The 26417-nt window shown below is 53.5% G+C and carries 22 protein-coding genes and 1 pseudogene; 14 read left to right on the top strand and 9 right to left on the bottom strand.

From position 1 onward, the window contains the following. Positions 1 to 16: 16 nt before the first annotated feature. On the bottom strand, positions 17 to 1324 hold the full coding sequence (locus ACT3TF_RS14810) for a glutamate-5-semialdehyde dehydrogenase (RefSeq protein WP_096279571.1): 1308 nt from the start codon (positions 1322 to 1324) through the stop codon (positions 17 to 19). A gap of 273 nt (positions 1325 to 1597) precedes the next feature. On the opposite strand from ACT3TF_RS14810, the gene ACT3TF_RS14805 reads away from it, so the two are divergent. Genes ACT3TF_RS14805 through ACT3TF_RS14795 form a run of 3 tightly spaced genes read left to right on the top strand, consistent with a single transcriptional unit; the run spans position 1598 to position 4809 of the window. Further along, the gene (locus ACT3TF_RS14805) at positions 1598 to 2440 is read left to right on the top strand and encodes a hypothetical protein (protein WP_096279569.1); all 843 of its coding nucleotides are present in this window, start codon (positions 1598 to 1600) and stop codon (positions 2438 to 2440) included. Further along, positions 2437 to 3369, top strand: coding sequence for a diguanylate cyclase domain-containing protein (locus tag ACT3TF_RS14800; RefSeq protein WP_096279567.1), 933 nt, complete (start codon positions 2437 to 2439; stop codon positions 3367 to 3369). Before ACT3TF_RS14805 ends, ACT3TF_RS14800 begins: the two co-directional genes overlap by 4 nt. A 42-nt stretch (positions 3370 to 3411) precedes the next feature. Further along, entirely contained in the window at positions 3412 to 4809 is a 1398-nt protein-coding gene (locus tag ACT3TF_RS14795; RefSeq protein WP_444672441.1) for a bifunctional DedA family/phosphatase PAP2 family protein, read from the top strand. Positions 4810 to 4823: 14 nt separating this feature from the next. Here the strand turns inward: ACT3TF_RS14795 and ACT3TF_RS14790 are convergent, their stop codons facing one another. The 3 genes from ACT3TF_RS14790 to mpl are packed head-to-tail and all read right to left on the bottom strand — an operon-like array spanning position 4824 to position 7507. Further along, positions 4824 to 5447 carry a LysE family translocator gene (locus ACT3TF_RS14790; protein WP_176483389.1) on the bottom strand — a complete coding sequence of 208 codons (624 nt, stop codon included), beginning with the start codon at positions 5445 to 5447 and terminating at the stop codon, positions 4824 to 4826. Next, positions 5448 to 6116 (bottom strand): flavin prenyltransferase UbiX, encoded by a 669-nt coding sequence (locus ACT3TF_RS14785; protein WP_096279563.1) that lies wholly within the window; start codon positions 6114 to 6116, stop codon positions 5448 to 5450. Further along, on the bottom strand, positions 6113 to 7507 hold the full coding sequence (gene mpl / locus ACT3TF_RS14780) for a UDP-N-acetylmuramate:L-alanyl-gamma-D-glutamyl-meso-diaminopimelate ligase (RefSeq protein ID WP_444672440.1): 1395 nt from the start codon (positions 7505 to 7507) through the stop codon (positions 6113 to 6115). Before mpl ends, ACT3TF_RS14785 begins: the two co-directional genes overlap by 4 nt. A gap of 269 nt (positions 7508 to 7776) precedes the next feature. Here mpl and ACT3TF_RS14775 point away from each other — a divergent pair, with 269 nt between their 5' ends. Then, a complete protein-coding gene (locus ACT3TF_RS14775) occupies positions 7777 to 8163 on the top strand; it encodes a glutaredoxin family protein (protein ID WP_096279559.1) in 387 nt (128 codons plus the stop codon). A gap of 37 nt (positions 8164 to 8200) precedes the next feature. On the opposite strand, the gene ACT3TF_RS14770 is transcribed toward ACT3TF_RS14775, so the two are convergent. Beyond that, positions 8201 to 8719: a hypothetical protein gene (locus ACT3TF_RS14770; protein ID WP_444672439.1), complete on the bottom strand. Its 519-nt coding sequence runs from the start codon at positions 8717 to 8719 to the stop codon at positions 8201 to 8203. A 274-nt stretch (positions 8720 to 8993) separates the two neighbouring features. Between ACT3TF_RS14770 and ACT3TF_RS14765 the strand changes: the two genes are divergently transcribed. The 7 genes and pseudogenes from ACT3TF_RS14765 (at position 8994) to pepQ (ending at position 17187) form a co-directional block, all read left to right on the top strand. Next, a complete protein-coding gene (locus ACT3TF_RS14765) occupies positions 8994 to 10574 on the top strand; it encodes an ABC transporter substrate-binding protein (RefSeq protein ID WP_444672438.1) in 1581 nt (526 codons plus the stop codon). A gap of 189 nt (positions 10575 to 10763) precedes the next feature. Further along, positions 10764 to 11813, top strand: coding sequence for an ABC transporter permease (locus tag ACT3TF_RS14760; protein ID WP_441684791.1), 1050 nt, complete (start codon positions 10764 to 10766; stop codon positions 11811 to 11813). Then, entirely contained in the window at positions 11810 to 12784 is a 975-nt protein-coding gene (locus ACT3TF_RS14755) for an ABC transporter permease (RefSeq protein WP_444625627.1), read from the top strand. The genes ACT3TF_RS14760 and ACT3TF_RS14755 overlap by 4 nt, the downstream gene beginning before the upstream one ends. A gap of 7 nt (positions 12785 to 12791) precedes the next feature. After that, a complete protein-coding gene (locus ACT3TF_RS14750) occupies positions 12792 to 13808 on the top strand; it encodes an ABC transporter ATP-binding protein (RefSeq protein ID WP_096279552.1) in 1017 nt (338 codons plus the stop codon). Positions 13809 to 13846: 38 nt separating this feature from the next. Further along, positions 13847 to 14884: an ABC transporter ATP-binding protein gene (locus tag ACT3TF_RS14745; RefSeq protein WP_096282343.1), complete on the top strand. Its 1038-nt coding sequence runs from the start codon at positions 13847 to 13849 to the stop codon at positions 14882 to 14884. Positions 14885 to 14930: 46 nt separating this feature from the next. Continuing rightward, a pseudogene (locus ACT3TF_RS14740) lies at positions 14931 to 15842 on the top strand (LysR family transcriptional regulator). 46 nt (positions 15843 to 15888) lie between these two features. Beyond that, the gene (gene pepQ / locus ACT3TF_RS14735; protein WP_444672436.1) at positions 15889 to 17187 is read left to right on the top strand and encodes a Xaa-Pro dipeptidase; all 1299 of its coding nucleotides are present in this window, start codon (positions 15889 to 15891) and stop codon (positions 17185 to 17187) included. Between the two features lie 183 nt (positions 17188 to 17370). On the opposite strand, the gene ACT3TF_RS14730 is transcribed toward pepQ, so the two are convergent. From ACT3TF_RS14730 to ACT3TF_RS14720, 3 genes are all read right to left on the bottom strand, one after another. Continuing rightward, positions 17371 to 17982, bottom strand: coding sequence for an OmpW/AlkL family protein (locus ACT3TF_RS14730; protein WP_176483388.1), 612 nt, complete (start codon positions 17980 to 17982; stop codon positions 17371 to 17373). 450 nt (positions 17983 to 18432) lie between these two features. Continuing rightward, positions 18433 to 19497: a 2,3-butanediol dehydrogenase gene (locus ACT3TF_RS14725; protein ID WP_441684797.1), complete on the bottom strand. Its 1065-nt coding sequence runs from the start codon at positions 19495 to 19497 to the stop codon at positions 18433 to 18435. A gap of 13 nt (positions 19498 to 19510) precedes the next feature. After that, positions 19511 to 21319, bottom strand: coding sequence for an NAD(P)-binding domain-containing protein (locus ACT3TF_RS14720; RefSeq protein ID WP_444672435.1), 1809 nt, complete (start codon positions 21317 to 21319; stop codon positions 19511 to 19513). A gap of 301 nt (positions 21320 to 21620) precedes the next feature. Between ACT3TF_RS14720 and ACT3TF_RS14715 the strand changes: the two genes are divergently transcribed. The 3 genes from ACT3TF_RS14715 (at position 21621) to ACT3TF_RS14705 (ending at position 25769) form a co-directional block, all read left to right on the top strand. Further along, complete coding sequence (locus tag ACT3TF_RS14715; protein WP_096279544.1) at positions 21621 to 23603, top strand: sigma-54-dependent Fis family transcriptional regulator; 1983 nt, start codon at positions 21621 to 21623, stop codon at positions 23601 to 23603. A 114-nt stretch (positions 23604 to 23717) separates the two neighbouring features. After that, entirely contained in the window at positions 23718 to 24572 is an 855-nt protein-coding gene (locus tag ACT3TF_RS14710; protein WP_444672434.1) for an AAA family ATPase, read from the top strand. 3 nt (positions 24573 to 24575) lie between these two features. Beyond that, complete coding sequence (locus ACT3TF_RS14705) at positions 24576 to 25769, top strand: vWA domain-containing protein (protein ID WP_444672433.1); 1194 nt, start codon at positions 24576 to 24578, stop codon at positions 25767 to 25769. Between the two features lie 25 nt (positions 25770 to 25794). Here the strand turns inward: ACT3TF_RS14705 and ACT3TF_RS14700 are convergent, their stop codons facing one another. Then, positions 25795 to 26358: a hypothetical protein gene (locus ACT3TF_RS14700; protein WP_444672432.1), complete on the bottom strand. Its 564-nt coding sequence runs from the start codon at positions 26356 to 26358 to the stop codon at positions 25795 to 25797. Between the last annotated feature and the right edge of the window lie 59 nt (positions 26359 to 26417).

The raw sequence follows: 26417 nt of genomic DNA, 5'->3' as shown, positions 1-26417 counted from the left end.
TTATTATTCCACCTAATCACTCGCGCACCTGCCCGTCACCAAACACCACGTACTTACGTGTTGTAAGCCCTTCTAACCCTACCGGGCCACGGGCATGAAGCTTATCGGTTGAAATACCAATCTCAGCGCCTAAGCCGTACTCAAAACCGTCGGCGAAACGCGTTGATGCATTGACGATCACTGAGCTGGAATCAACTTCAGCCATAAAGCGTCGTGCCAGCGAGTAATCTTGAGTGACAATCGCATCGGTATGATGGGAGCCGTAAAACTCTATGTGCGCAATGGCTTCCTCGATGCCATCAACGATTTTGATGGCCAGAATCGGAGCTAAATACTCCGCTGTCCAGTCGGCATCCGTGGCAGCAATGGCTTGGGGCAATAGCGCCAGCGTACGCTGGCAGCCACGCAGCTCAACGTCATGCTCGCCATAAGCGCGCGCTAGCTCAGGCAACAGCAGGTCTGCAATCGGCGCATCCACCAGCAGTGTTTCCATCGTGTTGCAGGTGCCATAACGATGTGTTTTGGCATTGACAGCAATCGCTAGTGCTTTAGCGGGATCCGCCGTTGTATCAATGTACACATGGCATACGCCGTCCAAATGTTTGATCACCGGCACGCGCGCTTCACGGGAGATACGCTCAATCAGTGATTTCCCGCCCCGCGGAATAATCACATCAACATACTCGGGCATACTGATCATTTCACCGACGGCCGCGCGATCAGTCGTGGCAACCACCTGCACGCTTCCAGCGGGCAGCCCTACATCCGCAAGCCCTGCTTGAATACAAGCGCTGATGGCAGCGTTGGATGCACTAGCCTCCGACCCGCCGCGTAAAATACAGGCATTACCCGACTTCAAGCACAGGCTTGCGGCTTCCAGCGTCACGTTAGGACGTGACTCATAAATAATACCGATAACGCCTAGCGGCACGCGCATTTTACCCACCTGAATACCGCTGGGTCGGTACTGCATATCGTCAATCTCGCCCACCGGATCAGGCAGCGCTGCCACATGATGAAGGCCTTCAATCATGCTACTAACCCGCACATCGTCCAGCGCTAAACGATCTAGTAGCGCGCTCTCTAAACCGTTTTCACGACCGCGCTGTAAATCTGCTGCATTGGCGTCTAAAATGCGTGCGCGCGCAGCCTTTAAGCGATCGGCAATGGCGAATAAAGCACGATTTTTCAAGCCAGTATCCGCTCGCCGCAGCTCACTGGCAGCGTGCCGAGCCGCCTGCCCCAGTGCCTGCATGTAGGCGGGCACATCACCGCTAGAAAGGTGTTGAAGGGCCCCGCTTTGGAACGGTGTTGAAACGCTCATGCTGTCTCCGCGCGTCGTCGCGCATACTCGGTTATAGGTGCCCTAAGCACTGGCTAGGGTCGTCAACTAATACTGCTTCTTCAAGGCCGGCAAGCATGCTCGCGTTGCCGTTTTTCACGCTGATAAAGATGTTACGCCTTTTGGACGTTATGCTAAGGATGACTAAGGCGCTAATGTATACAGCGTACGTTTACCATCCTGCGCTCACCCATTTGCCTAAGCGCGCCAGATTATTCAGGACGATAGGTTACTCAGGACGAATAATAAGCCACCATGCAAAGCAAGTACAAAATCGGCCTATTACGAGCCAATCTATTCGCCGCTGCCGCCGCCTTAGCGTTTTGGGCACCCGCCCCGTCCAACGCTGCCAGCATAGTGCTTTGGCTTTCCGTCGGCTGGCTGTGTATCACTGCGCTAGTGCTCGACTTTAGCCACCGCCGCTCACGAGGGCTGTCATGGCAAATAGTACCCGGCGCACTATTGATGGGGTTAATAGCCACAGCACCAGAGCAGCGCAGCATTTTAATTTGGGCGTGGGCTGCCATGCTGATGTTACCGCAACGCAGATGGGGCACTGCCTTTACTCTAAGTGCTGCGCTGATTAGTACGGCAATGGTGGCACCTCAGTTGGACACCCCGACTCTCATACTCTTGTTAGCTAGCGTGATAATACTCAGTTTGATCGCCCTGTCGCGGGCACAGCAACTTATCGATATGAACGGGGCTATTCGCCAACGCTTACGCTTGATACCAGGTCTAAATCTATGGGCTGAGGAGCAGCTGCTTCGTGATATCCCTCGGGAGCAGCGGCGCTGTCAACGCGAGGGAACGCACGCCGAAATATTTATTCTGCATGTGAAACGCCACCAGCTTTGGCCCACTGCACATAAACTGTGCGACCTGACACACGCGTTCGAAAACGTCTATCGCATCAACAACACAACGTTGGTCACGATACTGCTTGCCCGCTCTGTGCAAGAGACAGCACACCGGCGCCGCATACTGCTAACTGCGCTGCCAGATGTTACAACGAGCGAACATTTTGGATTAACGGATATCGATGCCGCTACGCTAGCGCAAATGAGCAAGCAATCGATAGCGCGAGAGACAACATGACACAGCAGCGCATCCCAAGACGCTTAATGGCGCAAGCCTACGGGTCAAGCATTGTACTGATGGCAAGCTATGCGCTTTGGCTTTATGCGATGGGGGAATATCGTGATTTATTAATTCCTACCTTTACAACGCTGCTACTCATATCGGCACTTTTGATGCACATGGGGCAAAAGCTAGCGGCTTACCTACCCCGCATGATTTTACTCTGCAGTGTCTACGCCGTAGTACTTGGCGCATTTTACTATCAGCCGCAGGTGTCACCTATTTGGCTAGGCCTCCCTGTTATCGCTGCATTTTTGCTATTGCCACTGTCGGCTGCGATTACCATCAACATAATCGCAGGGCCGCTGTGGTGGCTATTACCTGCCGTGGCTAATTCATCACCTTCGAATGTCGTGGGCTACGTCACATTAACGCTTCTTCTCGCCTTACCGCGCTGGGAGCATGCCCGTCGCCAAGCACTGCTACGCGCCACCGACCCAAACGACAGCGACTGTAACGCTTACCATATTGATACGCTTAAAGAGCGGCTGCATAGTGAATACCAGCGCGCAGAGATGCTTAATAAGCAGCTAGCCCTGTTAGTATTGCACCTTCCCCAGCTAGATATGGCCGAGGAGCAGTTTGGCCAGCGCACCAAAACAGCACTGCTAGCCGTTCTGTGCAGTGAGGTTCACAGCCGCTGCCGCGACCATGATGTTCTGGGGCGTACGAGCAATGCTACTTTCTGGCTTGTGCTGCCAGATACCAGTGAAAGCGGTGCACTATTGGTCCGTGAACGCTTACAGCGGGCACTTTCTCGGTGTGTTTTGGTCGAAACAGGGCAACTTGAAGTACGTATTGCAGCCTGCATACCTGCTCGCGTAGAAAGTTTCGAACGTTATTTAAGCCGTTTAGAAGCACGCGGCGCGGCTATCGCGCACGCTTAGCCTCCGTTTACTTATTATTCAAACATTTAGCTGGAGAGGCTTGTGTCCTTCGCTGATACGCTACAGTCTTTAACGTTATCCCCACCGCTGTTACTTTGCCTAGTTCTCGTTATTGCACTTGTCGAGTCTCTAGCGCTAGTGGGCCTGCTAGTACCTGGCGTTATGTTAATAACCACGATGGCTTCATTAGCTGGCCATCAGGATATTGCCCTGGCATGGTTGATAGGCGCGGCCTTCATCGGCGCCGTTTTAGGCGATGGCATTAGCTTTTCACTGGGTTTTAAACATCGCGAGCAGGTGACTCAGCGCTGGCCACTGTCGCAGCACCCTGAATGGCTAGATCGGGGTACGCGCTTCTTTAAGCGCTATGGCGTTTCATCCGTTTTTATTGGCCGTTTTGTAGGCCCAGTGAGGCCCATCATTCCATTAGTGGCAGGCATGATGCGCATGCCGCCGCGCACTTTTGTGTTGGCCAACATAATCTCAGCAGCGCTTTGGGCGCCCGCCTATATACTGCCCGGCTATTTGCTTGGGCGCGCTTGGCAGCACCATCTAAATCTACCGCCCGGCTTAGAAGCGGGCTTAGTGATACTCGCGTTTATCATTATTGTATTGGCGGTTATTTTCTCTTGGGGCCGGCATCAGGCGTCGCGCCATGGTCGGCTTTATCGCATCATTGCCGGAAGTATTCGCCGCATCCCGCTATTACGACGTCCTTGGCTTGCAATGAGCCAAGCGGGCGATGTCCCGCTGGCGTCGTTACTGCTGCTAGTGATCGCGTTAGGCAGCTTGTCTGGCTGGACATTGCTGGTTATCAATCATCACGGCCCGCTGGAAATGGATTTACTCGTTCAGCGCATGTTCGTATGGCTGCACAGCGATATCACCTACATAATCGCGAATGTTTTTGCTCGAATCGGCGACACCTACGGTATTATCGCGTTAACGCTGCCCTGGGCAATCTGGATGCTGGTGCGCAATAGGTGGGATGCTCTATTGCATTGGAGCGGCGCATTAGGCGGCGTAGCGATGCTCAACACACTGATTAAGGAGCTGTTTGCTCGTCCTCGCCCAGGCACCCCGGACTACTTAATGGGCTCGTTTTCTTATCCCAGCGCCCATACATCAACGGCCGTGGTTCTGTTGGGTCTGGCGGCAGCTTTTATTGCTGCCGAACTACCGCGACAACAACGTTTTTGGGCCTACTGGGTAGCCCTCTCTTTTGCGCTACCGATGGCACTATCGCGGTTGGTGGTGGGGGTGCATTGGTTTAGCGATCTTGTTGGCGGGGCATTATTAGGGCTGGTGGTATGTGCACTGACACTGCTTCATTGGCAGCAGCAGCCTCGAGCGTGTTTACGCCCCTACCCATGGCTGCTGCTATGTGTGGCATCTTTAGTACTTATTAGCGCCCGCGTAGGACTGCTGCCACCGGTTTAGCGACCAGGTATTAGCTAACCCAGCGCCAGCCACAGGGCCACGCCAATCATCAGCGTACCGGCTATGCGATTTAGCAAACGCACGTTGCCGCTTTTACCCAGCACGTTGCGCAACGTTTTGCCGCCAGTGGCATAGACCAGCATACTCGCAAACTCGATAGTCAAAATCACTGCAATCAGAAGACTGAGCTGGCCAAACAGAGGGCGGCCACCGTCCAAGAATGGCGGCAGCAAAACCATAAAAAAGGCCCATCCTTTAGGATTGGCTACGGCCGTGACAAACCCTTGCGTTACCAATTGAAGGCGGCTGGCCGGTGGGCCGGCATCCAGCTCGCTAGGAATCGCCATACGCCCACGCGAGCGCCACATCATGATGCCTAAATAACCGAGATAGGCGCCCCCCACCCATTTAAACAGCACAAATAATTCAGGCTGACGCAGCATGAGCGCGGCAACGCCCGCACCGGCGGCGGCGGCGACTAAGCCCACGCCCGCCAGTTCCCCGATCATCATCCATAGCGTCCGCTTAACGCCCTGGGTCATCCCAAGCACCATGGCGAGCGTCATGCACATCCCTGGCGTTAGTGAAACAAAGAGAAACGTTGGCACAAAAACCGAAAGTGTCGCCCAAGACATCATCTATAAATCTTCCTGTGCAGAAGGAGGAGTCGCCGCACTACCAGCTTCGCCCCAGCGAGGGAGCAAAGTATGTTCAATGCCCAGCTGGTTAAGAATACGCGCTACGATAAAATCAATAAGATCATCAATGCTCTGAGGGCGATGATAAAATCCTGGTGCAGCAGGCAAAATGACCACCCCCAGGCGGCTCAACGCCAGCATGTGCTCAAGATGAATGGGCGACAGCGGGCTTTCGCGCGGCACCAGCACCAGCGTGCGCCGCTCTTTAATAGCGACATCCGCGGCCCGCTCAATCAAGTTATTACTGGCCCCTGTTGCGATAGCTGACAGCGATCCAGTGGAGCACGGGCAAACGACCATGGCTGAGGGCGCGCCTGAACCGGATGCCACGGGTGCCATCCAGTCCTCACGCCCAAAGCAGCGTATTTGCCCAGCCTGCGCCCCACTGCGCTCACTGAGCGCCTCCACTAAACGCTGGGGCTGCGCGGGGAGTGAGAAAGGCGTTTCTGTTGCGATCACCATGTGGGCTGCTTTTGACACCATAACCCATACTTCATGACCGGCGGCGACCAATACATCAATCAGGCGTAAGCCATATTGCGCCCCCGAGGCGCCCGTCAGCGCCACCGTAATCGGCTTTTTGAACGATGTACCGCTTGTGTTTGTCACGCTTGGCTCTCCTTGGCGATTGTTAGCGCGGCAAGCAGGCGCTCATGAACGCCCTCAAAACCACCGTTGGACATGACCACAATACGATCTAGCGGTGACGCCTGACTAACCACGGCCTCTACTAGCGCCGTGATCTCGCTAAATAGCTGCCCACGGCCATCTTGTTCGGCGACAAGCTCCTCCATCGACCAGTCCAACCCGCTGGGTTGAAACCAAAACACGGCATCAGCATCAGCAACGCTTTCAAGCAAACGCTCGCGTAGCGCGCCTAAACGCATGGTATTTGAGCGTGGCTCAATAACGGCCAGCAAGCGGCCTTTGGCAGTGGCGGCACGTAGCCCTTTGAGCGTGGCGGCAATGGCCGTGGGGTGATGGGCAAAATCATCAATTACCTGAATACCATTGATTTCACCACGCACTTCCTGGCGCCGCTTGGGCGTTTCAAACCGCGCCAATGCAGCGCAACCACGGGCTAAATCAACCCCGCACAGGTGCGCGGCTGCTAGCGCGGCAAGCGCATTACGCGCGTTATGCTCTCCCGTTAACGGCCACTCAACGACAGCATCTTCATCCTGGCCGTGCTCATCCGCGCAGTGGATGACCTGAAAGCGGCTGGCATCAGCACGTTCTAAGCGCAGCTGCCACTGGCTATTGTTTTGATTGCCAAAGCGCGCGACCGGCGTCCAGGCTCCCTGCTCCAGAACGCGGTCCAGGGCGGGCTGCTCATCAGCGACCAGCAAATGACCTTGGCTGGGCACGGTGCGAATCAAGTGATGGAACTGGCGCTCAATGGCGGCCAGGTCGGGAAAGATATCAGCATGGTCAAATTCAAGATTATTGAGAATCGCGATACGAGGGCGATAGTGAACAAACTTGGAGCGCTTATCGAAGAAGGCCGTGTCATATTCATCGGCCTCGACTATAAACGGCGCCTGTGGATCGCCTAGCCGTGCCGATACGCCAAAGTTGCGCGGCACGCCGCCAATCAAGAAGCCCGGTGCTAAACCGGCGCTTTCTAATAGCCACGCGACAACGCTAGCCGTCGTGGTTTTGCCATGGGTGCCGGCAACGGCAATAACGCGCCGCCCTGGCAGCACGTGCTCAGCCAACCATTGCGCACCCGAGGTATACGGTACGCCGCTATTAAGTAGCGCTTCGACCTCTGCATTACCGCGTGATAACGCATTACCTACGATGACAAGATCGGGAGCTGGCGATAAATGCTCTGCTGTATAACCCTCCATCAAGGTAATCCCAGCATCAGTCAACTGAGTACTCATGGGCGGATAAACATTCTTATCAGAGCCGCTAACTTCATGCCCCAGCTCGCGCGCCAGTAACGCTAGGCTGCCCATAAAGGTGCCGCAGATACCAATAATATGAAGGTGCATGCCTCTCGCCCCGTTAATCGCCAATAAATGATTTCAACTAGTTAACTGCCCATAAATGCATTACAAAATAGGCGCAAAAATAGCTAAATAGCCTAGCATGCTGGTGCAATTTGCTCATCACCTCATCGTTATAAACCGCGATTAACGCCCGTCAAAGCTCTTCAAGTGACAAATCCCTTCAGTTGTTGCAGGATGCGGCCACTCTTTATGCGTTTTATCGCCAATTCGTCGACCCACTTGTCATGCTGTTATCAGCCAAGGAGCCCTATATGCGCATTCTTATTCGCTACTTTTTCCGTGGTCTTCGCGCCGTACTCGCCCCCGTTATGATTGTCTCGGAAAAGCTCACTACACCGACGTCAATTGAGCGCACGCCTGAAGATCAGGCTCGCGTTGATCAAGCGTGCCAGGGCCTTACACTGTATCAATTTCGCACCTGCCCTTTTTGCATAAAGGTACGTAAAGAGATTGCACGCCTGGGATTGAATATTGAGTTACGCGATACTCAGCTTGACCCCGCCCACAAGCAGGCGCTCTTAGAAGGCGGCGGCAAAAGTAAAGTGCCGTGTTTAAAGATCGCTCATGACGATGGGCGTGAGGAATGGATGTACGAGTCAGATACTATTAATAGCTGGCTGCATCAGCAGTTCGGTTGAGCGACACAAGAAGGCCCGGCGCAGTTGGGCCTTAGATTTAAAACTCTATCTTCTGCGCCTCGATATCGAACGTCACGTCAATATCAATGCTTTCATTGGGATCCGGCGCATCACCTAGCTGAACTTGAAGCGCCAGCATCCCTTGGATGGTGCCCGCTACATGCACCGCTTGGCCATCACGCTCGTAGTGCGTCAGTGAAACCGTCACGTCACCGCCGTCAGAAGTATATAAAGGCGGGGACGTCGATGTGCCAATAAGCTGAAGAACGGCGGCACTCAACAACTGACCGTCACGCACAGTTAGGCTAATAGACAGCGCCTCTTGCGCATCCCAGCGCTCAGGGTCGATAAAACCGGTGATATCGATGTTAATGTCGTCACCAAATTCGACGAACGAGGCATTGGAGTCATCACCTTGGCTTAATACAAACCACTCTTGTGAATCGCCCTCAAGCATTCCTGTAATGTCCGGCGATTGCTGCAGCGATTGATCAGAGGCCACGCTACCGACGGGCAGCCACCCTGCTATTACGGCGATGCCAATTTGTTTCCACATGGTGAGTCCCTCTCTGATGTTTGCGCTATTTTACCTGCAATGCTTTTGCCGAGTCAGTAGGCGATTGTACGCCGTCCTTAGCGCTGTCATTTAGTAGACGAATGATGCCTGTCATTATTTCGATTGTATGAGGCTATGGGTATTCACTATGTTGTTAGCATAGCTTACGAGCTGACCGTGTCTGTTTTACTGGCGTTTTCTCAATTTAAAGTATCGCTCGATACAAGAAAACATCCGTAAAATTAATAATAAACAATGAATAAAGGGAACGAATATGACGTTCAAGAAGACTCTGCTAGCGACTGTTATTGGTGCAGTGGTTGCCGGTACGACGCTGCTGCCGATGACGGCTAGCGCTGAAACGTTGCGCATTGGTTACTCCGCTGATCCTGAAACGCTTGATCCACACGAGCAGCTATCCGGCGGCATGCTGCGCCTATCGCATTTAACGTTTGACCCGCTAGTACGCTGGACAAAAGACTTTCAATTCGAGCCTCGCCTAGCCAGTGAGTGGGAACAGGTCGACGAAACCACCATGCGCATGACACTGCGTGAAGGCGTCACTTTCCACTCGGGTAACCCCTTCACTGCCAAAGACGTGGTTTGGACCATTGAGCGTTTAAAAGAAAGCCCTGACTACCGCGCCATTTTTGAGCCGGTAGCGAGCGCCGAAGCCATTGACGACTATACCGTTGAAATCGTGACTACTGAGCCTTACCCGCTGCTGCTTAACCTCGCCACCTATATATTCCCAATGGATAGCGAGTACTACAGCGGTGAAACTGACGATGGCAAAGACAAAGCTGAAATAGTTAAAGCCGGTAACTCCTTCGCTTCACGCAACGTTTCAGGCACTGGCCCCTTCGTTGTCACCGACCGCCGCCAGGGCGTACGGGTTGATTTCGAGCGCTTTGACGACTATTGGGACACCGAAAGCGAAGGCAACGTTTCAAGCATCGTGTTAACCCCTATTGCTGAAAATGCCTCACGCGTTGCTGCCCTGCTTTCAGGCGGTGTCGACTTCATTGATGCCGTACCGCCCAATGACTTAGATCGCGTGCGGGAAGCCAACGGCGTTGATTTAGTTGAGATTGACGGTACACGCATTATTGGCCTCCAAATGAACGAAGAGCGTGTGGAAGCCTTCCAGGACGCTCGCGTTCGTCAAGCCGTTGATTTAGCGATCAATCAGGAAGGTATTGCCGATCGTTTGATGCGCGGCTTCGCGACACCGGCTGGCCAGTTCTCACCGATGGGCTACTCAGGTCACAACTCGGATTTAGTGCCGCGCTATGACATTGAGCGTGCCAAAGAGCTAATGGCCGAAGCAGGCTATGAAGATGGCTTCAGCGTTGAGATGATCGCGCCCAACAACCGCTATGTGAACGATGCTCAAATCGCTCAAGCGGTATCCAACATGCTGGCGCAAATTAACATTAATGTTAACCTGCGCACCATGCCGCTTGCCCAGTATTGGCCGGAGTACGATACGCGCGAATCTGATATGGCGCTGCTTGGCTGGCACTCGGACACCGAAGACACCGCTAACTTCTTCCAGTACCTCTCCTTCTGCATTGATGATGAATCTGGCGCTGGCCAATATAACTACGGCAACTATTGCAACGAAGAAATCGATGCATTGGTCACCGCAGCTGATAGCGAAGTCGACCTAGAAAAACGCAACGAAATGCTCCGCGAAGCTGAAGCTATGCTGTATGAAGATGCCGGCTTCATCATGCTGCATTGGCAGAATCTGGCCTACGCCGCCGCAGAGGGTATCGACATTGAGCCAGTGGTCAACGCCATTGACTTCCCTTACCTAGGTGACCTGGTCATTAATCGCAGCGATGATTAATCAATCCATCGCGAGTTAGTGACACAGCGTTAAGCAAGTCACTGCAGCGTTAATTGCAAAAGAGTTAGCCGCAAGCATGCTTCGTTCCTTAAGCGTTTAAGGGGCGAAGCCTTTTAATTGGCGGTCAATAATTCTGCATAACGTGTCCCAACTCCCTTTGTTGAACCCATTATATAGGTGGCGTACGCCATGATTGCCTTTCTAATCAAGCGGCTGATGCACGCGATTTTGGTGATGTTCGTCATCAGCGTGCTGGCCTTCGCCATCCAGGACAACCTGGGTGACCCCGTACAGCAAATGGTGGGCCAGTCGGTACCTGAAAGCGAGCGTGAGGCTCTTCGCGAGCGCTTAGGCCTCAACGATTCCTTCGTAGTGCAGTATGTGCGGTTCGCCAAAAACGCGGTACAAGGCGATTTTGGCGACTCGTACTTTTATCGTGAACCTGCGCTGCAGGTCATTGGCCGCCACTTACCGGCCACGTTAGAGCTGGTGTTTGCAGCCACGCTGATTATCATGCTGTTCTCAGTGCCCATTGGCGTGTACAGCGCGATTAAGCCCCGCTCACCGATTTCACGCCTATTCATGGGCGTCTCTATTATCGGCATTTCGATACCGGTGTTCCTAACCGCGATCGTCCTTATTCAGATTTTTGCCATTGGCGTGACCGTCACCGTGTTTCCAGAAAGTACGGGCTGGGGCGCATGGCTCAACAGCTTCTTTTCTACTAAAGGCAACATGCCCTCCTTTGGCCGCGGCTATGATCTTGTCAATGTCGTAGGCAACTGGGATACCAACTTAGCCACCTGGAATGGCCTGCAGCATTTGGTATTACCCGCCGTTTCACTGGCCTCCATCATGCTGCCGTTGTTCATTCGTTTGATCCGCGCTGAAATGATGGAAGTACTCCAGTCAGAGTACGTCAAGTATGCGCGAGCTAAAGGCATTTCTATGCGCCGCGTCTACTTCGTCCATGCGCTGAAGAACACCATGCTGCCCGTTATTACCGTCGGCGGCGTGCAAATCGGCACCATGGTGGCTTATACCATTCTGACAGAGACCGTTTTCCAATGGCCGGGCATGGGTCTGATGTTTTTAGACGCTATCAATCGTGCCGATATTCCGCTGATTGTGACCTACCTGATGATTGTCGGCGTCATATTCGTGATCACCAACACCATCGTGGACTTGATTTACGGCTTCGTGAATCCCACTGTTAAACTGACAGGGAAGCCCGCATGACAATGACCACTAAATCATCACCGGCTAAATCATCACCGACTAAGTCCTCCCCCCCCGGCCGTTGGGAACGTCTACGCGATTCTTATTTATGGTACAGCTTTAAACGCGACCGCACTGCCCAGCTATGCCTAGCAGTGTTTATCTGCATGGTGGTTGCCGCCTTTGCTGCGCCCCTATTGGCGCCGACTGATCCTTATAACCTGGCTCAGATCGACATCATGGCTTCAGAAATGCCGCCCTTCTGGATTGACGGCGCAGACGACCGTTTTGCACTGGGCTCCGATGCCCAAGGGCGTGATCTATGGTCGATTGTGCTTTACGGCACACGCGTCTCTCTACTGATCGGCTTTGGCGCTGTGATTCTGCAAGCCCTGATTGGTATCACCTTTGGCTTGATGGCGGGCTACCTTGGCGGGCGAGTTGATACTCTTCTGATGCGCCTTGCCGACATTCAGCTATCGTTTTCAACCCTAATGGTCGCCATCGTGGTAGGTGCCGTAGTCAAAGCGACGATGGGAAGCGCTTTCTATAGCCAATATGCAGTGATGATGCTGATTTTAATTATCGGCCTAGCTGAGTGGCCACAGTATGCCCGCACCGTGCGCGCCTCTGTACTGGCTGAGAAAAACAAAGAGTATGTTGACGCCGCCCGCGTCATGGGTCTGCGCAGCAAGCGGATTATGTTTCGCCATGTGCTGCCCAATACCATGTCGCCTATCTTTGTTATCTCAACAGTGCAGATTGCCAACGCGATTATCTCTGAAGCGGCACTGTCGTTTTTGGGGCTGGGAATGCCGGAAACGCATCCATCGCTAGGATCACTAATCAAATCTGGCTTTGACTATATTCAATCGGGCTCCTGGTGGATCACCCTGATTCCGGGCCTGGTACTCGTTGTACTGGTGCTGTCGATCAATCTACTCGGCGATTGGCTGCGCGATGTCATGAACCCACGACTCTACAAAGGCTGAGGACACCATGGCACTACTTGAAGTCAACAACCTCGATGTCCGCTTCGCACTTCGCCAAGGTGAAGTACACGCCTTACGAGACATTAATTTTAGCCTTGAGCGCGGCGAGCGCTTGGGCATTGTCGGTGAATCTGGCGCGGGCAAGTCGGTCGCTGCGTTTTCGCTGCTCAACTTGATTGCTAAGCCGGGCTTTATTGCGGGCGGTACTATTAACTTTGACGGCCAAGTGCTTAATCGCATGTCTGAACGCGGCCTGCGCAAGGTCCGCGGCAACCGCATTTCGATGATTTTTCAAGACCCAATGATGACGCTCAATCCCGTGCTGGCTATTGGCGAGCAGATGATCGAGTGCTTGAAAGCCCACCGCCGCATTTCGTCCAAAGATGCCCGCGCGATTGCCCTCGACAAACTGCGTCAGGTGCAAATCCCCTCGCCGGAAACGCGTTTAGATCAGTACCCCCATGAGCTTTCAGGTGGCATGCGCCAGCGTATTATTATTGCGATTGCGCTGCTGCTTGATCCAGATATTATCATCGCCGATGAGCCGACCACGGCCCTTGACGTGACGATACAAGCTGAGATCATGGCCCTGTTGCTGGAACTCTGCGAACAGCATAACGTGGGGCTTATCCTGATCACTCACGACCTTGGCGTGGTCAGCCAGGTCACCCAGCGCATGCTGGTTATGTACGCTGGTCGAGTGATCGAGCAAGGGCCAACGCGGGAAATTATCAATGATCCGCAACACCCGTATACGCAAGGCTTAATCAACGCCCTACCGCAGATGGCCACGCCCGGCGAAAGGCTCAATCAGATTCGTGGCAGCATGCCGTCGCTTTCTAACCTTCCCAGCGGCTGCGCGTTTCATCCGCGTTGCGATTTTATCAATCGCGCCGATGGCCAACCTCGCCCGGCCTGTACGCAGCAAGTGCCTGAATTTGTCGAATCAGGCAACTGTCGTGTTGCGTGTCATATGGTGGCTGAAATGCTTGAAGACCGCCGCTTGAAGGAGGAAACCTCATGAGTTCACAGCCTGAGGCTATAGCGGATAATCCGACCACGATGCCTACCCCGCGTCAGAACGAACAGAGCGCTGATTCGCTGCTCCAGATCCGCGATCTCAAAAAGCGTTTTTCGCTCTCCGGCGATTTTCTAGAACAGCTGCGCTTTAAAGGCGGCAAGCTGGTTCGCCACCAAGAATATGTGCATGCCATCAACGGCGTTAATCTGGATATCAAGCGCGGCGAAGCGCTCTGTGTCGTGGGCGAGTCAGGCTGCGGAAAATCCACCGTCGCTCGGACGGTCATGGGGCTATTAACACCATCAGAAGGTGAAATTTTCTACGACGGCCAGCGTATCGACAATCTAAGTTCGCGTCAGCTATTGCCATATCGCAAGCGCATGCAGATGATTTTCCAGAACCCCTACGCGTCGCTGAATCCGCGCATGACGATTCAGCAAACGCTGGAAGAGCCGCTGCGCCTGCATCATCCTGACTGGAAGCGTCAGCAGATTCTCGATAAGGTCGAGCAGGTGATGCGTTCAGTGGGCATTGATCCTGACTGGGGCAAACGCTTTGGGCACGAGTTCTCCGGAGGTCAGCGCCAGCGTATCGCGATTGCGCGTGCCTTGGCCGTTGACCCTGAGTTTATCGTTGCCGATGAGCCTATTTCCGCACTCGACGTTTCCATCCAGGCCCAGGTACTTAACCTGCTGATGGAAGCTCAGCAAGAGCGCAATCTCACCTATCTCTTCATTACCCACGACCTTGCGGTCGTCGAGCACTTTGGTACACGTGTGGCGGTGATGTACCTAGGCACGGTCTGCGAGATTGCCACCACGGCGACGCTGTTTGAAAAGCCACGTCACCCCTACACCCAGGCGCTACTTTCAGCGATTCCACGCCTGAAAGATGATCGCCCACAGCATATTCGCCTAACAGGTGAAGTGCCCACCCCGGTGAACCTACCCAGCGGATGCGTATTTCATGGCCGCTGCCCGTATGTTAACGCGCGCTGTAAGCAAGAAATCCCCCTATTGCAAACCCAGGATGACGGAACGCGCGTAGCGTGCCACGCTGTTGAAGAGGGCCGCCTATGAAATGGGCGGCATACATCCAGCGAAGAAAGGCATGGAGAGGTAAAACATGGAAATTCGCTGGCTAGAAGATTTTATTGCCCTGGCCAGAACTCGGCACTTCTCACGCGCAGCAGATGATCAGCACGTTACGCAGCCTACCTTTTCCCGTCGTATTAAATTACTTGAGGAGGAGATGGGCGTAACGCTGATTAACCGTCAAACGCTGCCGCTTTCGCTCACTCCCGCCGGGGACGAGTTTTTAACCCTGTGTGAGCAGGTAACCGAGCGCGTGCGGCTAACCCGTGCGCGTGTGCGCGAAATTAATGCCGGCCAGCAGCGGCGTATTATGGTCGCAGCACCGCAGAGCCTGCTGCCTCATTTTCTACCTGAATGGCTAACGTCTACGGGATGGCACGATCGCGTGCAGCCCTACCTACGGGCAACTGGCTGGGTGGCCAGCGACTACTTTCAAGCCCTAGCACGTGCCGAGTGTGACCTTGCTATTTGCTACTGGCCGGCTGGGCGCTGCGATCTTGATATTGATACTAGCGCCTGTAACTACCGAGTCATTGGCCACGAAAGACTCATTCCAGTGACGGGGTTAAATGCCGATGGTGCCCCCTGTGCGCTGCTGCCAGGCTCTCGCGACCAGCCGGTGTCCTGACTTGCTTACCCTAAGCGCGGGCTGCTTGGGTCTGCGGTTAAAGCACATTTGGCCAGGATGCCACAAAGCACCCATTTAACCGTGCAGAGTGAAAACCTTTACGCAGCCGGCATAAAAGAGTTGGTGCTGCTGGGCTACGGCATGAGCTGGCTACCGGAGCGCAACGTAGCGTCTGAGCTTGCTCAAGGGACCCTAGTACGAGCAGGCGACAGCCGCTGGGATGTCCCTATGGAACTACGCCTATATCGACATCAAAGCCATCACCACGCTGAACTTGACGGGTTCTGGAGCGAGCTCGCACCGCCCCGCGCCTGATGATGATGTCTGTGAGAAAACTTACTTGAGAAAAGGCACTGCTGTTATGTCAACGACTCTATTTAAACTGCAGCGCGAACACTTAGTACATCTACAAAGTGCTTACGCGACACTACTAGCCGACCATCAATTGGATAGCCTGGCCATTTACAGCGGTCACGCTAGCGACCATTTTGCAGATGACCACGCTGCCTCGTTTCAAACCTACGGCCATTTTATGCACTGGGTGGGCCTAGCTGACGTTCAGCATAGCTGGCTGATGATTCAACCCGAAAAACGACCCCAGCTTTATCTTTATGCCCCGGCTGACTTTTGGCATCTGCCCACGCGCCTGCCTGAAGAGCCCTGGGTTGCCGAATTCGACATTCATTTATGTAGCGATAAAGTTGCCCCGTCACTGGCTGGCAAAGCTGCCATTATTGGTGATATTGAACGCCTCCCCGCTAGCACCCTGCAATCGTTAAACGCCGAATGCCAGCCAGCAACTATCGTCCATGCACTGGATGAACTGCGACTACTCAAAACGCCGTATGAAATTGCCTGTCTGCGCGAAGCAAATCGCTTAGCGATAGCGGGCCATCAAGCTGCGCAGGCCGCCTTTATTGGCGCCTCAGGTGAGCTGGATATTCAGCTCGCCTACTTAGCGGCAAGTCGTCAGCGTGAATCAAGCGTCCCTTACCAGAACATTATTGGTCTAAATCAACATGCCGGTGTTCTGCACTACCAGCATTACGATCTCAAAGCACCTAAACAACGCTATAGCTTATTGGTCGATGCAGGCAGACGCTTTCGTGGTTACTGCGCGGATATTACCCGTACATACGCCGGCCCCGATGCACCAGCGGCCTTTGGCGAGCTAGTCACGGCAATGCATGGCTTAAAAGATGAGTTGGTTAAAGGCGTAGCGCCCGGCGTTAGCTTTGTGGCGCTTCACGAGCAAATGCATCATCACTTAGCTGAAATACTCATTGCTCACGAGCTATTCCAAGGCACGGTCGAGCAAGCCGTTGCTAAAGGCGCCACGCGAGCATTCTGCCCTCACGGGCTAGGTCATTCGCTGGGTCTACAGGTGCACGATGTAGCCGGGTTGCGCCACCCCGACGGCACCCCCGCGCCAGCGCCGGAAAATCACCCGGCTCTGCGCTTAACCCGCACGCTCCGCCCTGGCATGGTAGTTACCATTGAGCCAGGCCTGTATTTTATCGACATGCTGCTTGAACCGCTGCGTAACTCTTCACTGCCCATTAACTGGCCGCTGATAGACCAACTCTCGCCCTGTGGCGGTATTCGCATTGAGGATAATGTGGCGGTGACGGAAAGCGGTTTTGACAATCTAACGCCCTGAAAGCGTGTTGCCACCCTTTAGAACGTCTTATTACTGTTTAGCAGGTCTTATCAATGTGTAGAATGCACATCGCCCGGCACAAGGCCGGGCGATGATTCACTAACACTTTATATGACACGTGGTGCCACATAGAGCATAAGTCACATAAAGCTTATGTCTATATAAACTCAGGCTATATAGAACTTAGAAGCGGTAAGTCACACCGCCGCCAATAGTGACAGGCTCGATATCAATTTCGCCAACTTGACCAGCACCATTTGCGTTGATATCAGAACGTACGTCAGCATAGCTAACATAGCCGTTAAGCAGGATATTCTGAGTGATCGCAAGATCAACGCCTGCTTGGCCAATCACACCATAGCTTTCATCAACGTTGAAGCCGCTCGGCTCGCCAGAGAAGCGCGTGTAGTTAAGACCAGCACCTACATAAGGCTGAACGCGTGAATCTAAGCCACCCATCGGGTAGTAATTCACCAGCAGGTTAATAGGAAGACGGTCAATGCTACCAACGCCACCGGCAGATGCTGTATTAAGCTCGTGCTCAAATTTCTCAGAGCTGTTTAGCTCCAGGCCTACTTTATCGGTAAGGAGATAACCAGCACCGAAAGTAAAGCCGCTTTCGCTCTGCACATTAAGTGAATCACCCGCTACGTTACCATTACCTGAGCCTGTATTGGTCTTGGCAACGCCGCCACGAACGAATACGTCGCCAGCGTTATAAGCGAGAGCCGCTTGGCTTGCCAGTGCGAAGCTAGCAGTGATTACAGCGGCGGAAATCAGTTTCATATTGCTCATTAGATTTATCCTCTCTATGCAGCGCTAGTTCCCTTGCGCCTTGGTATTACGGTGCCGGTTATCCGGCTTTCCTGTATAGTATATAGTATACGAACAGTGTTTCCAAATTGCATGTAAAATTTTGTTATAAGAATTCCAAGTCTGATAGTTTTTTCCACGCATAAAAAAAGTCCCCCGAAGGGGACTAGGTGGAGCACGCCAGCTCACTCTGTGTATCGCTAGATTGTCTAGCGATGTAGATGATGAAGGGTGAGCAACACATTAATCGCCACATCACTCTGTTCAATCATCCTTTGCCATATATATAGCGATTCGCATGCCAAAAAAAATAAAAAACATATATTTCAAAATCTTAAATAATAAAAAGACATTGACTGATGTTTGAAGCAAAAAAAAACCGCACCAGACCAAAGCATTAGTCGGGTGCGGTGCATCATCGTAGCGCAGGCGCTAAGGGGTCACGATAATCTTCACCTGCGACTTATCGCTAAGCAGTGCCTCAAAACCCTCCTCGATGATATTCACCAGCGCAATGCGCTGAGTCACCATATCTTCTGCGCGGAAATAGCCGCGCTCCATCAGCGCAATAACGGCGGGGTAAACATGCCGATAGGCAATAATACCCTTCATGGTGCGCTCTTTGATGACCAAGTCGTTGGGATGAAAGCTAGCCTCCCCTTCCCAAATACTCACCACGACCGTCTCACCGCCTTCATGAGTGCTATGCAACGCCTGATTCAAAACGGCAGGAATTCCCGTCACCTCAAACGCGACGTCAACACCGCCGCCACTTAATGCCTGAAGTTTGGCCACGGCATCTCCCTGCTGGGGATCAATGACCGTTGCACCTAACGACTCAGCTTTTGCCTTGCGTGAGGGGGCCACCTCAACAGCATAAACACGAGCAGCACCGGCAGCCTTTAGCGCTTCTATGGTCATGAGCCCAATCGGACCTGCGCCAAATACCGCCGCACTGTCGCCCGCTTTTAGGCAGCTCTGGCGCACCGCATGCAGCGCAACCGCCGCGGGCTCTATCAGCGCGCCTTGCTCGAAACTTAGGCCATCCGGCAGCTTATGCACCATGTGCTCGCCGACTACGGTGAACTCAGAGAAACCGCCACCGCCGCCGGATAGGCCGTGAAAGCCCAGCTCCGGCGTCAAATTGTAGCGCTCCATCAAGTAAGCCCCGTCTTTATGGGGGGAAAGAATCGGCTCAATGGCCACGCGATCGCCGACACTCACCCGCGATACCTTTTCACCGATTTCGACGACTTCACCGGAAAACTCATGGCCCATAATAATCGGCGCCTGCTCACCGCTAATAGGATGCGGCTCGCCCACGGGAATAAAAATCGGCCCTGCCGCATACTCGTGCAAATCGCTGCCGCAGATACCGCACGCAGCAACTTTAACCTTTACCTCGTGAGAATCACTGATAGCGGGTATCGACACGTGCTCAACGCGTAGATCTTTTGCTGCGTACCAAACCGCTGCCTGCATGGTTGATTGCGTCATTTCTGGCTTCCCATTAAGACTTATGATGAATCGGCTGGAGCCCGTAAACAGGCGTTTCCAACCCCTCCATACGTGCTTTCAACTGCAGCGCCAAATAATGCGAGTAGTGTCGAGACTGGTGCAGGTTGCCGCCATGAAACCAAAGCGCTTCTTGCTGGGTGGGCTTCCACATATTGCGCAGCTCGCCTTCCCAAGGCCCGGGGTCTTTCGTGGTATCGGAGCCTAAGCCCCAACATTTGCCCACCTTGTCGGCCACTTCTTGAGAGATAAGCCGGGCCGCCCAGCCGTTCATCGAACCATACCCAGTGGCATAAACGATCAAATCAGCCGTAATCTCGCTACCATCGGTCAATGTGATAGAGCGTGGATTAATGCGTTCAATGCCCACGCCGCTACGTAGTTTGATATCACCATTGGCCACTAGGTCACAGGCGCCCACATCAATGTAGTAGCCAGAGCCGCGGCGCAAATATTTCAAAAAGAGCCCCGACTCATCGTCACCGAAATCGAGCATAAAGCCGGCATCTTCCAGTTTTTGGTAAAACGTGGCGTCACGCTTTTTAACGGCAGCAAAGGCCGGGCGATGAAAATCCGGCAGCACCTTATAAGGGATAGACGCGAAAATAAGATCCGCTTTATCGTGAGTAATGCCGTTAGCGATGGCCTCTTCTGAATAAAGCGGCCCTAGCACCTCTTCCATTAATGAGTCCGACTTTACGATATGGGTAGACGATCGCTGCAACATCGTCACATCAGCGTCGTGTTCCCATAGCGCGGCCGCAATATCGTGGGCCGAGTTATTAGCCCCAATAATGACGCACTTTTTACCCTTATAGGCATCCGGCCCCGAGTGCTGGCTAGAGTGCTGCTGCTCACCTTCAAAGCTTTCAGCACCGGGGAATGTCGGCACATTAGGCATGCCCGACATTCCGGTCGCCATCACGAGCTGCTTCGGCCGTAGCATCACTTTTTCACCGTTGCGAGTCACATTCACGACCCACTCACCTGCCACTTCGTCAAAGTGTGCATTCTGGCACTCGGTAGAACTCCAATAGTTGAGCTCCATCACGTTGGTATACATTTCCAGCCAATCACCTACTTTGTCTTTAGGGGCAAAGATCGGCCAGCTATCGGGAAAGGGAATATAAGGAAGATGGTCATACCAGACAGGGTCGTGCAGACATAGCGACTTATAACGTTTACGCCAGGAATCGCCCGCGCGCTCGTTACGCTCGATAATAATAGTTGGGACACCCATCTGTTTGAGCCGTGCGCCTAAGCCAATGCCCCCCTGGCCACCGCCAATAATCACGCAGTACGGCTGCTGGGTGTAGCCTAATTCAGCTTCCTCGCGCTCCCGAGCTTCTAACCACGTTTCGCGGTTTTTATTGGCGCCGTGCTCAGCCCCTTTGGGGCGATGGTGGTTACGACGCTCAGGATAGTCATTAAGCGCCTGCATCGTGGTCAGCAGCGTCCAACACTTCCCCTGCTTAAGACGCAGGTAGCCTTTGCCGCTAGACACTGCTGTTTTAAAGGTAAACCACGCATCAAAAGTGTCACCACTGTCGGTCGCCTCGCCTTCTAGCTGCCAATCAGAAGGACATACGCTAGCCAACGTTGCAGAAAGCATAGCCTGAATATCGCTTTTGCCCTCGCAGGTTTTTAAATTCCATGTGAAGGCTAGAAAGTCACGCCAATAGCAGTCTTCACCGAACAGTGAAAGCGCGTGCTGTATATCGTTAGCCTGTAGCGCGTTATCAAAATCTCTCAGCCACGCATCGACGGCTGTTGTGGCAATTTTATGTGACGGGATCTGTGACATAGCGGGTACTCCATATACGCTTGTTATTGTTGAAAGGCCTTTTACCTACACAACTCTAAGCACCCGTCGTGCCAAACCGAACAAATAAAATATAAACAATTGAATAGTAAAGATTAATAATCGGCTATTGAAAAATTAAAGAGCATTTACGGCGTCGTACACCTGTCACACTGTTTACAGCTCGGCGTAACATCCGTTACAGGTGTAACACACGACTAACGGCGTAAGATGGCTGCGTTGACACCTGCGCTAGAGCGCATAGGCTGGAAAGACAATAACGCGTCTTACGGTGCAAAACGCCATGCCAACTCAATCGCTATTGCCTGCACGATTACACTCTGTACAGCGCCAGCATATCGAGCATATATTCTTGCTCGGCGAAGGGGTGGACGTACCTCAGCTACCGGCTCAGCCAACAATTCGACGCTCCTGGCTGCGCTGTTTGAATGAATACCAGCTTGACCCTACCCAGCCGCGCCCCGCAAGAGTTGTGACTCAGCAAACGCTTATCGAGCACCGGGAACCCGTTGATGAACTCCTACACGTTGCCAGGGCTGGCGTGGATCAGCTTTATCAGCAAATCTCCCAGTTGGGCTACGTCCTGCTACTCACCGACCATCGTGGTATTACCGTCGAGTTTCGCGGCGACCCCCATAAAGATAGGCTACTGCGGCAAGCGGGTCTTTACTTGGGCGCCGATTGGGACGAGCGATTTGCTGGCACCTGCGCCGTGGGCACCTGCCTTCACGACCGCCAAGCGATTATCTGCCACCGCCAGGAACACTTTGATGCCTCGCATATTTCGCTGACCTGCACCGCTGCACCTATCACCGACCCACAAGGTAACGTCATGGCCGTGCTGGATATCTCTGCTCTGCAATCACCTAGCCAACATGAAAGCCAAAATTTCAGCCTTTCGTTAGTAACTCTCTACGCCCGCATGATTGAAGATGCCTACTTTCTCCGGCGCTACCGCGACTGCCTAATGGTACGCCTGGATACCTCCCGGGAGTTTGTGCATGTGAACGGGCGTGGCCTGATCGCCATTGAAGAAAATGGCCAGGTAATAGCGGCCAACGCCGTCGGCCGTGAACTCATCGCCTGCCATCAGCACCGGTGGCCACCTTGGTCAGCGCGCCACACGCCTATATTGGATGAACTATTTGAATGCGAAATCGCCGACGTGCTGAGCATCAATAGCGGCTCAGATGATCAGCTGCGTGCCTTTCGCGCCAGGGCCGACAACACGATTTACTTTATTAGCCTGCTGGAACCTCGCCGCACTCGATCGACGCATGCACAGCAACCGCCCGCATCATCGCTACCGGAGCCACTGGCTCGCCTGGGTGCCGATGACCCCGCCATGCGGAAAATACAAAAACTGGCTGAGAGGCTGCGCAATGAAGTCAGTGTTAATGTCCTTATTAGTGGCGACACTGGGACCGGTAAAGAGGTCGTTGCTCGCGCGCTGCACGACAGCGGCCACCGCTCCAGCAAGCCCTTTGTAGCGGTCAACTGCGCCGCTATTCCTGAAGCACTGATCGAAAGTGAGCTATTTGGCTATCAGCCAGGAGCATTTACCGGAGGGCGCTCGCAAGGCATGCGCGGGCTCATTCCCCAAGCTGACGGAGGCACCCTGTTTCTTGACGAAATAGGCGATATGCCACTGGCACTGCAAACGCGTCTGCTGCGCGTACTCGCAGAACGGGAAGTCATGCCGCTAGGTGCGAACACGCCGGTGAAGGTTGATATTAGGGTAATTACCGCGACCCATCGCAATATAGAAGAGATGATTCAACGCGGAGAATTCCGTGAAGATCTCTACTACCGCCTGAACGGTGCGCAGCTGCGCCTGCCCTCACTAAACGAGCGCGCCGACAAGCTGTACGTGATTCGTCGCGTGTTTGCAGACGTAATCAAAGAACGGGCCGCCAGCGAGTCACCACGCCTAAGAGCAGATGCTATTAGCGCTCTGCTGGCTTACGCATGGCCAGGTAATATTCGGCAGCTAAAAAATGCGCTGGCCTTCGCACTGGCCACCTCGGAAAACGATGAAATCACCGTCGCTGATTTACCGGAGCAATGCCTTAGCGAACGCATTACGCGCAAGGCTAATGACTTATCTTCCGACAGTTGCTCAGATCCAGGGCAGCCGCTACTAGATCTACTTAAAAAGCACCACTGGAACATTAGCGCCGTGGCTCGCGCGCTAGGCGTTTCACGGCCAACGATATATCGGCAAATGCAGCGCCAAGGGATTGTGCCGCCAAACTGGCTGCATTGATAAAAGCCAGGAGAACATAAAAGACACCTCACTCTGAATGGCCTTGGGGTTTGCCCTCACGTACACTTGTTTGAATATTTCCCAACACGTTTTCGACAAGCCGAGGCCCTGCTCATGGCGTTTGAATCCACTTCGACCTATATCGCAACCGACGCGCTTAAGCAGGCGGTCAATGCTGCTGTTGTGTTGGAACGCCCGCTTTTAATCAAAGGCGAGCCGGGTACCGGTAAAACGCTGCTGGCCGAAGAGCTGGCCGAGTCGCTGGGCACCAAGCTGATCACTTGGCACATTAAGTCCAGCACCAAAGCAGCCCAGGGTTTGTATGAGTACGATGCGGTGAGCCGCTTGCGCGATTCCCAGTTAGGTGTGGAAGGCGTAGAGAACGTGGGTAACTACATCAAGCCCGGCAAACTATGGGATGCCTTCACGGCGAATGAGCGCGTTGTGCTGCTGATCGACGAAATCGACAAGGCGGATATCGAATTCCCCAACGACCTGCTTCAAGAGCTGGATCGTATGGAGTTTCACGTTTATGAAACCGGTGAAACTATCCGCGCCGAGCAGCGCCCGATTATCATCATTACGTCAAATAACGAAAAAGAGCTGCCCGATGCTTTTCTACGCCGCTGCTTTTTCCACTACATTGACTTCCCCGACCGAGAGACCATGCAGGCGATTGTCGATGTTCACTTTCCAGACATCGCTCCTCGAATGGTCAGTGAGGCGCTAGAAGTATTCTTCGATTTGCGCAACGCCCCTGGCTTGAAGAAAAAACCGTCAACCTCTGAGCTGGTGGATTGGCTAAAACTGCTCATGGCGGATGAGCTTGCTCAGGAAGCGCTGTATAACCGCGACCCGGCCAAAGCACTGCCGCCCATGGCCGGTGCGCTGGTTAAAAATGAACAGGACACTCATCTGCTTGAGCGCTTAGCCTTTATGATGCGTCGCCAAAAAGGCGCGGGCCGCTAAGCCATGTTTATTGGTCTCTTTGAAACCCTCAAACGTGCGGGCGTTCCAGTGTCGCTACGTGAGCTGCTGGACCTTAACACGGTAGTAGAACGCGGCGTTGTATTTGCTGATATCAACGTATTCTATCAAGTAGCGCGCACCGTTATGGTTAAAGACGAGCGCCACTTTGACCGCTTTGATCGTGCGTTCGGCGCATGGTTTAAAGGCCTGGAAGATATGGATGCCGCCATTGAGGCATTGATTCCTGATGATTGGCTAAGGCGCGAATTTGAGAAGCAATTAACCGACGAAGAGAAAGCCAATATCGAATCCCTCGGCGGCCTTGAAGCGCTTATTGAAACGTTCAAAAAGCGCCTGGAGGAGCAAAAAGAGCGTCATGCAGGGGGGAATAAATGGATAGGCACCGGTGGCACCAGCCCGTTTGGTGCCTATGGCTATAATCCGGAAGGTATCCGGATTGGCCAGGAAGGCTCGCGCCATCGCCGCGCCATTAAAGTATGGGATGAGCGCCGCTTTCGTGACTACGATGACTCCCTTGAACTCGGCACACGTAATATCAAGATGGCACTACGCCGTCTGCGCAAGTTTGCCCGCCAAGGCGCGCTTGAAGAGTTCGACGTTGACAACACTATACGCGCCACCGCGCGCGATGCCGGGCTACTTAACGTCCAGATGCGCCCAGAGCGCCACAACACGGTAAAAGTGCTGCTGTTTTTAGACGTTGGCGGTTCAATGGACGACCACATTCGCGTTTGCGAAGAACTGTTTTCAGCGGCGCGCTCCGAGTTCAAGCATCTGGAGCACTACTACTTTCATAACTGCTTGTACGAAGGGGTGTGGCGGCGTAACGCCCAGCACTCGTCTCGCCGCAACAATGAACGAATTCCGACGATGGACGTGCTGCACACTTACGGCGCTGATTATCAGGTCGTTGTAGTGGGCGACGCTGCCATGTCACCTTATGAGATCACTCATCGCGGCGGCAGCGTTGAGCATTTTAACGACGAACCGGGCGGCGTTTGGCTTCAACGTTTATGCGCCACCTTTCCACGCTTGGCGTGGCTCAATCCAATGCCGCCACGCGCCTGGGAAAGCACCTACTCCACTCAGCTTATTCGCGAGCTTATCAACGACCGAATGTACCCGATGACCATGGAAGGCTTGGAAACGGCCATGCGCGAACTGGCGAAGAAGTAAATCTGCCCAACGTGACGAGTCGTCATTAAAGCGCCGCGGGAAAGTCATTCAAGCCGCTCAAGAACGCCTGTTTGGCTGCCTCGAAAGCCTTTGGGTCATGTTTAAAACGACGCAAAATAAGCGCTTCGTCTAACCTTAAAGTGGGTGCCAACTCGCGAACATTTTGCGCCGGGTGACGCGCCCCCAAGCCAATACGTTTGCCATCCACTCCGCCGAACCAGCGCTTGATACCACTCTCACGGTAAAACGCTTCTTGTTCGCCAGTATCTACCTCAACACGCAGCGGCGCTTTTAAGCTAAGTTCACTAATCAAGCGCTGCTTGGCATCTAATTGGCCCAGCGTGCAGGCGTGGGTAATCGTCATCCCCTCACCCTCTTCATCTAATACCAGCAGCGCCAGCGCCTGCGGTTTTCCTTTTGCATCAACGGCAGCAAATAAGCGTGCGGCCTGCTGAGCAAACAAAACGGTGCGAGTGCCGGCAAACACGACGAGCGGCGTTAAACCAGCTTCTTGGCCGTAAACTTCAGCGCATAGCCGCGCTAAACAGGCATCGCGCTGGGCCTCTTCTTTAACGTGTATGACCTTCATTTATCCCCCAATGCCGACAGAAAAGCCGCAAGCCTAGAGTAAACACCGCTATTTTGACA

The sequence above is a fragment of the Halomonas sp. AOP25-F1-15 genome (assembly GCF_052378675.1).
Taxonomy (GTDB): domain Bacteria; phylum Pseudomonadota; class Gammaproteobacteria; order Pseudomonadales; family Halomonadaceae; genus Vreelandella; species Vreelandella casei.
Note: the sequence above shows the minus strand (reverse complement) of the source record. Positions and strands in the feature narration are given on the sequence as shown.

Excerpts from the sequence above, each read along its gene's own strand:
- ACT3TF_RS14790 (WP_176483389.1), bottom strand. The coding sequence starts at position 5,447 with ATGATGTCTTGGGCGACACTTTCGGTTTTTGTGCCAACGTTTCTCTTT.
- ACT3TF_RS14750 (WP_096279552.1), top strand. The coding sequence starts at position 12,792 with ATGGCACTACTTGAAGTCAACAACCTCGATGTCCGCTTCGCACTTCGC.
- ACT3TF_RS14810 (WP_096279571.1), bottom strand. The coding sequence starts at position 1,324 with ATGAGCGTTTCAACACCGTTCCAAAGCGGGGCCCTTCAACACCTTTCT.
- ACT3TF_RS14720 (WP_444672435.1), bottom strand. The coding sequence starts at position 21,319 with ATGTCACAGATCCCGTCACATAAAATTGCCACAACAGCCGTCGATGCG.
- ACT3TF_RS14770 (WP_444672439.1), bottom strand. The coding sequence starts at position 8,719 with ATGTGGAAACAAATTGGCATCGCCGTAATAGCAGGGTGGCTGCCCGTC.
- ACT3TF_RS14745 (WP_096282343.1), top strand. The coding sequence starts at position 13,847 with ATGCCTACCCCGCGTCAGAACGAACAGAGCGCTGATTCGCTGCTCCAG.
- ACT3TF_RS14730 (WP_176483388.1), bottom strand. The coding sequence starts at position 17,982 with ATGAGCAATATGAAACTGATTTCCGCCGCTGTAATCACTGCTAGCTTC.
- ACT3TF_RS14715 (WP_096279544.1), top strand. The coding sequence starts at position 21,621 with ATGCCAACTCAATCGCTATTGCCTGCACGATTACACTCTGTACAGCGC.
- ACT3TF_RS14765 (WP_444672438.1), top strand. The coding sequence starts at position 8,994 with ATGACGTTCAAGAAGACTCTGCTAGCGACTGTTATTGGTGCAGTGGTT.
- ACT3TF_RS14775 (WP_096279559.1), top strand. The coding sequence starts at position 7,777 with ATGCGCATTCTTATTCGCTACTTTTTCCGTGGTCTTCGCGCCGTACTC.
- ACT3TF_RS14725 (WP_441684797.1), bottom strand. The coding sequence starts at position 19,497 with ATGACGCAATCAACCATGCAGGCAGCGGTTTGGTACGCAGCAAAAGAT.
- ACT3TF_RS14705 (WP_444672433.1), top strand. The coding sequence starts at position 24,576 with ATGTTTATTGGTCTCTTTGAAACCCTCAAACGTGCGGGCGTTCCAGTG.
- ACT3TF_RS14755 (WP_444625627.1), top strand. The coding sequence starts at position 11,810 with ATGACAATGACCACTAAATCATCACCGGCTAAATCATCACCGACTAAG.
- pepQ (WP_444672436.1), top strand. The coding sequence starts at position 15,889 with ATGTCAACGACTCTATTTAAACTGCAGCGCGAACACTTAGTACATCTA.
- ACT3TF_RS14710 (WP_444672434.1), top strand. The coding sequence starts at position 23,718 with ATGGCGTTTGAATCCACTTCGACCTATATCGCAACCGACGCGCTTAAG.
- ACT3TF_RS14800 (WP_096279567.1), top strand. The coding sequence starts at position 2,437 with ATGACACAGCAGCGCATCCCAAGACGCTTAATGGCGCAAGCCTACGGG.
- ACT3TF_RS14700 (WP_444672432.1), bottom strand. The coding sequence starts at position 26,358 with ATGAAGGTCATACACGTTAAAGAAGAGGCCCAGCGCGATGCCTGTTTA.
- ACT3TF_RS14760 (WP_441684791.1), top strand. The coding sequence starts at position 10,764 with ATGATTGCCTTTCTAATCAAGCGGCTGATGCACGCGATTTTGGTGATG.
- mpl (WP_444672440.1), bottom strand. The coding sequence starts at position 7,507 with ATGCACCTTCATATTATTGGTATCTGCGGCACCTTTATGGGCAGCCTA.
- ACT3TF_RS14805 (WP_096279569.1), top strand. The coding sequence starts at position 1,598 with ATGCAAAGCAAGTACAAAATCGGCCTATTACGAGCCAATCTATTCGCC.